Source organism: Streptomyces coryli, assembly GCF_011044975.1.
GTDB classification, from domain to species: domain Bacteria; phylum Actinomycetota; class Actinomycetes; order Streptomycetales; family Streptomycetaceae; genus Streptomyces; species Streptomyces coryli.
The window spans coordinates 1-9,931 of the sequence record NZ_JAAKZV010000270.1; the positions used below are offsets into that span (position 1 = coordinate 1).

Below are 9,931 nucleotides of genomic sequence, written 5' to 3' on the forward strand. Positions count from 1 at the left end.
AGCAAGAGACCCCCCAGATGAACACCCCCCTGGGCTACACCGCCGCCGTCGAGCTCTCCTCCGACCAGCTGCTGCAGGACAAGCACAAGGCCGGCAAGAAGCAGCAAAAAGCCGGGCTTTCGCGGTTCAAGATCGGGGGGAAGGCGGCCGAGGAGGAGCGGCAGCGGAAGCTGGCGCTCGTGCGTACGCCCGTCCTGTCCTGCTACCGGATCGCGGTCATCTCGCTCAAGGGCGGCGTCGGCAAGACCACGACGACCACCGCGCTCGGCGCCACCCTCGCGACCGAGCGGCAGGACAAGGTCATCGCGATCGACGCCAACCCGGACGCCGGCACGCTCGGCCGCCGGGTGCGGCGCGAGACGGGTGCGACGATCCGGGACCTGGTCACGGCCATCCCGTATCTGAGCAGCTACATGGACATCCGGCGCTTCACCTCGCAGGCGCCGTCGGGGCTCGAGATCCTCGCCAACGACGTCGACCCGGCGATCTCGACGACCTTCAACGACGAGGACTACCGCCGCGTCATCGACATGCTCGGCCAGCAGTACCCGATCATCCTCACCGACTCGGGTACGGGCCTGCTCTACAGCGCGATGCGCGGCGTGCTCGACCTCGCCGACCAGCTGATCATCGTTGCCACACCGTCCGTGGACGGTGCCTCCAGCGCGAGTACGACCCTCGACTGGCTGTCGGCGCACGGCTACGGGGATCTCGTATCGCGGTCCATCACGGTCATCTCCGGGGTGCGCGACACCTCCAAGATGATCAAGATCGACGACATCGTGGCGCACTTCCGTACCCGCTGCCGCGGGGTGCAGGTGGTGCCCTTCGACGAGCATCTCTCCGCGGGCGCGGAGCTGGATCTCGACATGATGCGGCCGAAGGCGCGGGAGGCGTACTTCGAGCTCGCCGCGATGATCGCGGAGGACTTCGCGCGGGCGCAGCAGGCGCAGGGTCTGTGGACCGGTGACGGGCGGCAGCCGCCGCCGCAGGTGGCGCCGCCGATGCCCGGGCACGGCATGCCCCCGGCCGGCGGCCCCGGCCAGCCCGGCTATCCGTCCCAGCCGGGACAGCCGGGTCAGCCAGGACAGCCCGGCCTCCCCGGCCCCGGCTACGGCTACCCGAATCCCCCGGGTCAGCAGCCCCGCTGACACCCCCGCCATTGGCCCAACCAATGAGGCCCGCCGCTTCTGCTGAAGTGGCGGGCCTCATTCCTGTTTCGGGAGCGGACAAGCCGGGCGGGAGTCGTTGACAGCGGGGCCGCGACGCAAGTAGACACAGGCGATCACCACACGTTACGTGAGCTACGTCACTCAAGCCGCTCCCATCATGCGAGGTGCCATGCACCATCCGGAATCCGGCCCGTTCACCCGCCTCGCCCGCGGGATCGTGGCCGCCGCAGCCGCGCTCTGCCTCCTGCTCCTCGGGCTCGTCGCCGCCCCCGCCTCGGCGTTCGCCGAAGGGGCCGGCAGCGGCGAGGCCACACCCGACGGCAAGGGCCAGAAGGACACCCTCACCGTCGCCATCGCGCAGAGCGTCGACACGCTCAACCCGTTCACCGCCACCCGGCTCTCGGCGACGAACATGATGCGGCTGATGTACGACTTCCCCACCAACTACGACCCGAAGGACCCCTCCAAGGTCCTCCCGGGCCTCGCCACCAAGTGGAAGACCTCCGAGGACAAGCTCACCTGGACGTACACGATCCGCGACGACTCCGAGTGGTCGGACGGTAAGCCCGTCACCGCCGAGGACGCCGCCTGGACGTTCAACAAGATGATGACCGACGACGGCGCGAAGACCGCGAACGGCAACTTCGTCGCCAACTTCGACAAGGTCACCGCCCCCGACGACCGCACCCTCGTCATCAAGCTCAAGAAGCCGCAGGCGACCATGCTCGCCCTCGACGTGCCGATCGTGCCGAAGCACGTGTGGACGAAGGTCAAGAACATCGCCGAGTTCACCAACGACAAGGACTTCCCCATCGTCGGGAACGGGCCGTTCATCCTCACCGACCACAAGACCGACCAGTACGTGAAGTTCAAGCCGAACAAGAAGTTCTGGCGCGGCGCCCCCGCCTTCGACGAGCTCGTCTTCCGTTTCTACAAGGACAACGACGCCGCCGTCTCCGCCCTCAAGAAGGGCGAGGTCTCCTTCGTCCCCGACCTCACCCCGGCCCAGGCCGCCTCGCTCGAGGGCGCCGCGAACATCAAGGTGAACGACGCCGCCGGCAAGCGCTTCTGGGCGCTGGCCACCAACCCGGGCGCCAAGGCCAAGAACGGCAAGAAGTTCGGCAACGGCCACAAGGCGCTGCTCGACGCCGACTTCCGCAAGGCCCTCTTCCACGCCGTCGACCGCAAGACCATCGTCGACAAGGTGCTGCAGGGCCACGGCGTCGAGGGCGAGGGCTACATCCCGCCCCGCTACGAGGACTACTTCTGGAAGCCCTCCGCCGAGCAGAAGATCGCGTACGACCCGAAGCAGGCCGCGGCCCTCCTCGACAAGGCCGGCTACAAGGAGAAGGGCGGCAAGCGCCTCGACAAGGACGGCAAGCCGATCACCCTCCGGCTGATGTGCCACGCCACCGACCCCAAGGACAAAGCCGCCTCGAAGTACCTCGAGGAGTGGTGGGGCGAGCTCGGCATCAAGACCAAGACCACCTGCCTCGACAATGTCGGCGACCCCTGGGTGGCGGGCGAGTACGACATCGCCTTCGACGGCTGGTCGGTCAACCCCGACCCGGACCTGGTGCTGGCCCTGCACACCTGCGACGCGCTCCCCAACACCCCGAAGGACGTCGGCCTCACCGACAACTTCATCTGCAACAAGAAGTTCGACAGCCTCTACGCCAAGCAGATCGCCGAGTACGACCCGGCCAAGCGCGCGGCCATCGTCAAGGACATGGAGTCCTGGCTCTACGACTCCGGCTACATGAACGTCCTCGCGTACCCGAACTCGGTCGAGGCCTACCGCACCGACCAGATCAAGTCGATCACGGCGATGCCCGCCTCCAACGGGAACATCTGGGGCCAGGACGGCTACTGGAGCTGGTGGTCCGCGAAGCCCGCCGGCGGCGAGGCCAAGGCGTCCAGCGGCGGCTCCAGCTCCACCGGAATGATCATCGGCATCGCGGCCGCGGCCGTCGTAGCGGCGGGAATCGGCGGGCTTGTGCTGGTGCGTCGCCGTTCCGCCGCCGATGATCGCGAATAGGCTGATTCGCCTATGTCAGCCACAGCCACCGCGACCACCGCGCCCGCTACGGCCGCCGCCAAGGAGCGGCGGCCGGGCGCGGCCCGCGCGTATCTCGCCTATCTCGGCGGAAAGCTGGCCGGCGCCGCCGTCTCGCTCTTCGCCGTCCTCGTCACCAGCTTCTTCCTCTTCCGGATCATCCCCGGCGACCCGGTGAAGTCCATGACCCAGGGGCGGGCCGTATCGGAGGACCAGCTGGCCGCGCTGCGCGAGCAGTTCGGCCTCGACCTGCCGCTGTGGCAGCAGTTCACGGACTACTGCACCAAGGCGGTCACCGGCGACTTCGGCACCTCGTACCAGTTCCACGCCCCGGTCTCCGAGCTGATCTGGGAGAAGGTCCCGAACACCCTGCTGCTCACCGGCGTCGCCGTCGTCCTCTACACGATGCTCGGCCTGTGGCTGGGCACCCGCGCCGCCTGGCGGCACGGCGGCCTCGGCGACCGCCTCAACACCGGCGTCGCGCTGACCCTGTGGTCCGTCCCCGGCTTCTGGCTCGGCCTGCTCCTCATCATCGTCTTCTCCGTCGGCATCGGCCCGATCCCGGGCCTGTTCCCGACCGGCGGCATGGAGGAGGGCGGCAAGGAGGGCTTCGCGTATATCGCGGACGTGGCGCACCACATGGTGCTCCCGGTCCTCACTCTCGTCGCCGTCGGATACGCGCAGACCCTCCTGGTCATGCGCTCCTCGCTGCTGGACGAGATGGGCAGCGACTACCTCACCACCGCCCGCGCCAAGGGCCTGCGCGACGACCTCGTCCGCCGCCGGCACGCGGTCCCGAACGCGCTGCTGCCCACCGTGACCCTGATCTTCGTCAACCTCGGCCACGTCGCCGCCGGTTCCATCCTGGTGGAGACGGTCTTCTCCTGGCCGGGCGTCGGCAGCCTCTTCTACCAGGCGCTCAGCGTGCCCGACCTGCCGCTCGTCCAGGGCCTGTTCGTGGTCTTCGCGGGCGCGATGATCCTCATGAACGTGCTCGCCGACATCCTCTATCCGCTGCTCGACCCGAGAGTGGGCCGATGACCGCAGATGCCTCCGCAGCAGCCGCTGCCACCCCCGGCGCCCTCGCCCGCGCCCGCCGCCGCGCCTCCGCCGCCCGCTTCTGGGCCGCGTACCGCAAGCAGCGGGCCGGCGTCGTCGGCCTGATCGCGCTGCTCGTCATCGCGCTGGTCGCGATCTTCGCGCCGCTGCTCGTCGGCAGCGACGTCGACAACGTCACCGACGCGCCCGGCAAGGCCCTGGAGGACCCCAGCGCCGAATTCCCCTTCGGTACGGACCAGTTCGGGCGCAGCGTGCTCGGCCTGGTGGTCTACGGGTCCCGGATCTCGCTCACCGTCGGGCTGCTGTCCGCCTTCCTGTGCGTGGCGATCGGCACGGTCGTCGGGATCGTCGCCGGGCACTTCGGCGGCTGGTTCTCGACGGTGCTGATGCGGGTGACGGACTGGTTCCTGGTGATGCCGGCGCTCGTCCTCGCCATCGTGCTGGCCACGGTGATGTCCCGCTCGGTGACCACGATCATCATCGCGATCGGCGTCACCGCCTGGCCGACCACGGCCCGGCTGGTACGGGCCCAGACCCTGGCCATCGAGGCCCGCCCGTACATCGAGCGCGCCAAGGCGCTCGGCGCGGGCCACCTGCACATCACCACCCGCCACGTGCTGCCGAACGTCATGCCGCTCGTCCTCGCCCAGACCACCCTCGCCATCTCCACCTCGATCCTCACCGAGGCCACGCTCGCGTTCCTCGGCCTGGGCGATCCGCAGGTGGTGTCCTGGGGCGGCATGCTGCAGGACGCCCGGGAGGCGGGCGCGGTCAGCTCCGGCCACTGGGCGTATCTGGTGCCGCCGGGCCTCGCCATCGCCGCCGTCGCGCTCGCCTTCACGCTGGCGGGGCGGGCGCTGGAGACCGTACTCAACCCGAAGCTGGGGGTCGCGAAGTGACGCTGCTCGACGTGAAGGACCTCCACGTCACGTACGGGTCGGGCGAGTCCGCGGTGCCCGCCGTACGCGGGGTGTCGCTGCAGCTGGCCGCCGGGCAGAAGCTCGGCCTGGCGGGCGAGTCGGGGTGCGGCAAGTCGACGATGGCGCTGGCGCTCCTTCGCCTGCTGCCGAAGAACGCGACGATGACCGGCGAGATCCTCCTCGACGGCGAGGACGTGCTGACGATGCGCTGGGGCCGGCTGCGCGCCGTCCGCTGGGCCGGCGCCTCGATCGTCTTCCAGGGCGCGATGCACTCGCTCAACGCCGTCCACCGGATCGGCGACCAGATCACCGAGCCGATGCTGCTGCACCGCACGGTCACCTCCCAGGCGGCGGCGCGGAAGCGGGCCGGGGAGCTGCTGGAGCAGGTCGGACTGCCGGCGTCCCGCCTCTCCGCGTATCCGCACGAGCTCTCCGGCGGCCAGCGGCAGCGCGTCATGATCGCGATGGCGCTGGCCTGCGACCCGCGGCTGATCGTGGCCGATGAGCCGACGACCGCGCTGGACGTGATGATCCAGGCGCAGATCCTGCGGCTGATCGAGCAGTTGGTGGCGGAGAAGGACATCAGCCTGCTGATGATCAGCCACGATCTCGCGGTGCTCTCGGACACCTGCGACCGGCTCGCGGTGATGTACGCGGGCCGGGTGGTCGAAGAGGGCCCGGCGCGGGAGGTGTTCACCGGGGCGCAGCACCCGTACAGCAAGGCCCTCGCAGCGGCGTTCCCCACCGTCGGCGACCTGGCGTCGCGGCTGGCGCCACGCGGCCTCGCCGGGGACCCGCCCGACCCTGCGCGGCTGCCGGGCGGGTGCACCTTTCACCCGCGCTGCGAGGTGGCGCTGGAGTCGTGCGCGACCGACGACCAGGCGCTGCGCGCTTTTGACGACGCCCGCCGGGCAGCATGCGTGCACGTGGGCGGCGGACTGGCGGAGGCGGTGCCCGAGCAGGGCGCGGCACATGCGGAGGAGGCGCGATGACGGCGGTGGCTTCTGATACGGAGACCACGGAGGCGGCGCTCCTGTCCGCCTCCGGACTGCAGGTCACCTTTCCGGGGCGGCACGGGGCGCCTGCGGCGAGGGCGGTGGACGGGGTCGAGCTGGCGATCGGCGCCGGCGAGATCGTGGCGCTGGTCGGCGAGTCCGGCTGCGGCAAGACCACGCTGGCCCGGTCGCTGCTCGGACTCGTCCGGCCGACCGAGGGGCGGGTGACATACGAGGGCGCGCCGCTGTCGTACGACGGGCGCGCACTGAAGGCGTACCGCAAGCGGGTGCAGCTGGTGCTGCAGGACCCCAGCGGATCGCTGAACCCCCGCCACACCGTCTACGACGCCGTCGCCGAGGGCCTCCGCATCCACGGCAGCGCCGGCGACGAGCGGGCGGCGGTGGCCGAGGCGCTGTCGCGCGCGGGCCTGCGCCCCCCGGAGCGCTTCTTCCTGAAGTACCCGCACGAACTCTCCGGCGGCCAGCGCCAGCGCGTAGTGATCGCCGGCGCCCTGGTCCTGCAACCAGAACTGATCGTCGCCGACGAGCCGGTCGCCTCCCTGGACGCCTCGGTCCGCGGCGAAATCCTGGCCCTGCTGCTGCGGCTACGGAACGAGTTGGGCCTCTCGGCCCTGGTGGTCACCCACGACCTGGGCCTCGCCTGGAACATCGCCGACCGGGTCGCGGTGATGTACCTCGGCCGCATCGTGGAGTCGGGCCCGGTGGAGCAGGTCCTGACGGCGCCTCGCCACCCGTACACCCAGGCCCTGATGTCCGTCCTCCCGGACGCAGAAGGCGCCCCCGTAGTCCTCTCCGGCGAAGCCCCCGACCCCTCCCGCATCCCAAAGGGCTGCCGCTTCCACGCCCGCTGCCAGGTCCTCGCGTCGGGGGAAGCGGAACGAGCGGGCGTCGCGAACGCGTGCCGCACAAAGGACCTGACAATCCTGGGCCCCCGAGACGCCGGGGTGGCCTGTCACTACGCGCTGCGGAGCGACTAGCCGTCGTACGCCGCCGTCAGCTCGCGGCAGCGGTTTACGTCCGTGCGCATCTGGGCCATCAGGCCGTCCAGGTCACTGAATTTCTCCTGGCCGCGGACGTACGCCAGGAAGTCGACGGCGACGTGCAGGCCGTAGAGGTCGAGGTCGACGCGGTCGATGGCGTAGGCCTCCACCGTGCGGTCGGTGCCGTCGAATTGGGGGTTGGTGCCTACGGAGATGGCGGCCGGCATGCGCTCGCCGTCGGCCGTGAGCCAGCCCGCGTACACGCCGTCGGCCGGGATCGCGGTGTGCGGGAGGGTTTCGACGTTCGCCGTCGGGAAGCCCAGTTCGCGGCCGCGCTGCGCGCCGCGGACGACGACGCCCTCGACGCGGTGGGGGCGGCCGAGGATCTCCAGCGCGCCGGTCATGTCGCCCTCGGCGACCAGGCGTCGGGTCAGTGTGGAGGAGAAGGGCTGGCCGCCGCCGGCCTCGCCGGAGACGTACAGGTCGATGACCTCGACCTCGTAGTCGTACGTCTCGCCCAGCTCGGCCAGGAAGGCGACGTTGCCCGCCGCCTTGTGGCCGAAGCGGAAGTTCGGGCCCTCGACGACGGCCTTCGCGTGCAGCTTGTCGACCAGCACCTTCACCACGAACTCGGCCGGCGGCAGCTTCGAGAACTCCGCCGTGAAGGGGAGGATCAGCAGCGCGTCCACGCCGAGTTCCGCCATCAGCTCCGCGCGGAAGTGGTGCGGGGCGAGCAGCGGGGGGTGGCTGCCGGGGCGGACCACCTCCGCCGGGTGCGGGTCGAAGGTGACGACCACGGACGGGACGCCGAGCTCACGCGCGCGTTCCACGGCCCGGCCGATGATCAGCTGGTGGCCGCGGTGCACGCCGTCGAACGAGCCGATGGTGACGACCGAGCGCCCCCACCCCTCGGGGATGTCCTCCAAGCCACGCCAGCGCTGCACTACGCCTGCTCCGTCCTCGACCGTATGTCCGTTGGTGCATGTCCATCATGCAATGCCGGACCAAGCCTCCCATGCCCCGGGCCCTGCGGAGGCCCCGAGAGGCGGAGCTCACGCGGCGGTCACGCGGCGGTCAGCCCGCCTGCCGCGGGCCGAGGGTGACCTGCGCGCTCGGCCCGATCACCGCCGACCACTCCTCCGGCGCCTCGTCCAGCCACGAGCGCAGCAGCTGCCCGAAGCCCGGATACTCCCGCGCGAGCCCGACCAGCCGCAGGTCGAAGGCCGCCGCGCCCTCCGCCGCCGAGGCGCCCGAGGCCAGCAGCAGGCCGATCCGGTGCACCAGATCGCGCGTCCGCCAGTCGGCCCGCCGCGCGCTGCCGCTCGCCGCCGCGACCAGCAGCGCGTCGAGTACCCCCGGATCGCGCTCCCGGTCCAGCAGCACGGCGAGCAGCTCGCGGCGCAGCGGCCGCGAGGCCCGGGTGCCCGGCTCGGCGACGACGGCGGCCAGCGCGCGGCGGATCGCCGGCGGGTGCGCCGTGATGAGTTCCACACCGAGCGGGTGCAGGACGGAGCGCGCGGCCGCGCCGTCCTCCAGCCGCCGGTCGAAGTAGCGGGCGACCGCGGCGGCGCCCTCGGGACGGTGCGTGGCGTACTCCCGCACCAGCGCGGCGGCCCGCCGGGCGAGCGTCGCGGGCGTGCGCACCCGGGCGAGGGCGTCCAGCACCTCGCCCGCGCCTGGCCCCGGCTCGTGCAGCCGCGCCCGGAAGGCGTCGAGCACCGGCTCCGGGTCGCTGGCCAGCGCGGGCACGAAGGAGGCGGCGGGCAGCCGGGTGTCGCCCGCGGCGAAGAGCGTGAGGGCGTGGGCCAGGTATTCGCCGCGGGTGTCCTTGTTCCGTACGAGGATCACCAGCGCCGGCGCGTACAGCTCCCACTCCTCGGGCAGCGCGAGCAGCGCCTGCGCGGCGTACCGCAGCAGCTCCCGGTCGGCGGCCGTGCGGGCGTGCGGCGCGGTCTTCATCCCGTACGCCGCCGCGGCCGTGTGCCGCTCGGGGCGCGGGTCGTGGGACCAGCGGTCGACCGCCCGGCACATGGCCGGCGTCTCGTCCTCGCACAGCGCGGCGAGCAGCTGGTCGGCGCGCGGGTGCCCGGCTTCCAGCAGGACGTCCGCCAGGTCGTCGACGGCGTGCCCGCGCAGGGTGTGCAGCAGCGCCTGCGCCGCGTCGGCGACGGTGGCGCCCTCGGCCCCGGGCAACGCCCGGTCGTCGTTGAACCACTCGATGAGCAGCGGCTGCACGGCCCCCGGATCGGCCCGCAGCAGATCCCCGGCCGCCGTCAGGAAGGCGGAAGGCCGCGCCGGATCGGCCGGCACCAGCCGCCGCAGCAGCCCCAGCCGATGCTCGATCCCCAGCGGCAGCCGTGCCCAGAACCGCGGCCCGAACGGCTCCAGCACCGCCCCCGCCGCCGCCAGCCCGCCGTCGGCCGCCGCCCGCGCCAGCATCCGCTCGGCGAGCAGCCGCAGCACCGGCAGATACGGCTCGGCGTCCGGCAGCTTCCGCAGCGTCCCCGCCAGCAGCCGCGACGCCCACCACTCCCCCGGCTCCACCGGGAAGGCGCCGTCGGATTCGCCGTACGCCTCCCGCACCTCCTGATCCCGCCGCGCGAAGGTGTCCACGGCCTGCACCAGATCCTCGAGCCGCGCCGCCAGCTCGGAGACCCCCTTCCGCCGCTCCACCGCGAGCAGCGCCTCGATGACGGGCCCGATCCGGTGCCGCGGCACCGGCCGGTTC

Annotated in this window: 7 protein-coding genes and 1 pseudogene; 6 read left to right on the plus strand and 2 right to left on the minus strand. The window is 71.7% G+C overall.

What is annotated here, in order from left to right:
- The 6 genes from G5C51_RS35660 to G5C51_RS35685 all read left to right on the plus strand — a co-directional run.
- The coding region (locus G5C51_RS35660) for a MinD/ParA family ATP-binding protein (protein ID WP_165243929.1) at positions 1-1,151 on the plus strand (1,151 nt) is incomplete at its 5' end.
- A gap of 190 nt (positions 1,152-1,341) precedes the next feature.
- A complete protein-coding gene (locus G5C51_RS35665) occupies positions 1,342-3,210 on the plus strand; it encodes an ABC transporter substrate-binding protein (protein WP_165243931.1) in 1,869 nt (622 codons plus the stop codon).
- A gap of 12 nt (positions 3,211-3,222) precedes the next feature.
- Positions 3,223-4,269, plus strand: a complete 1,047-nt coding sequence (locus tag G5C51_RS35670; protein ID WP_165243933.1) for an ABC transporter permease — start codon at positions 3,223-3,225, stop codon at positions 4,267-4,269.
- Positions 4,266-5,186 (plus strand): ABC transporter permease, encoded by a 921-nt coding sequence (locus G5C51_RS35675; RefSeq protein ID WP_165243935.1) that lies wholly within the window; start codon positions 4,266-4,268, stop codon positions 5,184-5,186. The genes G5C51_RS35670 and G5C51_RS35675 overlap by 4 nt, the downstream gene beginning before the upstream one ends.
- Entirely contained in the window at positions 5,183-6,199 is a 1,017-nt protein-coding gene (locus tag G5C51_RS35680; RefSeq protein ID WP_165243937.1) for an oligopeptide/dipeptide ABC transporter ATP-binding protein, read from the plus strand. The genes G5C51_RS35675 and G5C51_RS35680 overlap by 4 nt, the downstream gene beginning before the upstream one ends.
- Positions 6,196-7,200: an ABC transporter ATP-binding protein gene (locus G5C51_RS35685; protein ID WP_206314682.1), complete on the plus strand. Its 1,005-nt coding sequence runs from the start codon at positions 6,196-6,198 to the stop codon at positions 7,198-7,200. Before G5C51_RS35680 ends, G5C51_RS35685 begins: the two co-directional genes overlap by 4 nt.
- Here the strand turns inward: G5C51_RS35685 and G5C51_RS35690 are convergent.
- The gene (locus G5C51_RS35690; RefSeq protein WP_165243941.1) at positions 7,197-8,147 is read right to left on the minus strand and encodes a bifunctional riboflavin kinase/FAD synthetase; all 951 of its coding nucleotides are present in this window, start codon (positions 8,145-8,147) and stop codon (positions 7,197-7,199) included. The genes G5C51_RS35685 and G5C51_RS35690 overlap by 4 nt on opposite strands.
- A gap of 130 nt (positions 8,148-8,277) precedes the next feature.
- Positions 8,278-9,931 (minus strand): annotated as a pseudogene (locus G5C51_RS35695) (serine protease); the annotation flags it as partial.

Excerpts from the sequence above, each read along its gene's own strand:
- G5C51_RS35665 (WP_165243931.1), top strand. The coding sequence starts at position 1,342 with ATGCACCATCCGGAATCCGGCCCGTTCACCCGCCTCGCCCGCGGGATC.
- G5C51_RS35670 (WP_165243933.1), top strand. The coding sequence starts at position 3,223 with ATGTCAGCCACAGCCACCGCGACCACCGCGCCCGCTACGGCCGCCGCC.
- G5C51_RS35675 (WP_165243935.1), top strand. The coding sequence starts at position 4,266 with ATGACCGCAGATGCCTCCGCAGCAGCCGCTGCCACCCCCGGCGCCCTC.
- G5C51_RS35685 (WP_206314682.1), top strand. The coding sequence starts at position 6,196 with ATGACGGCGGTGGCTTCTGATACGGAGACCACGGAGGCGGCGCTCCTG.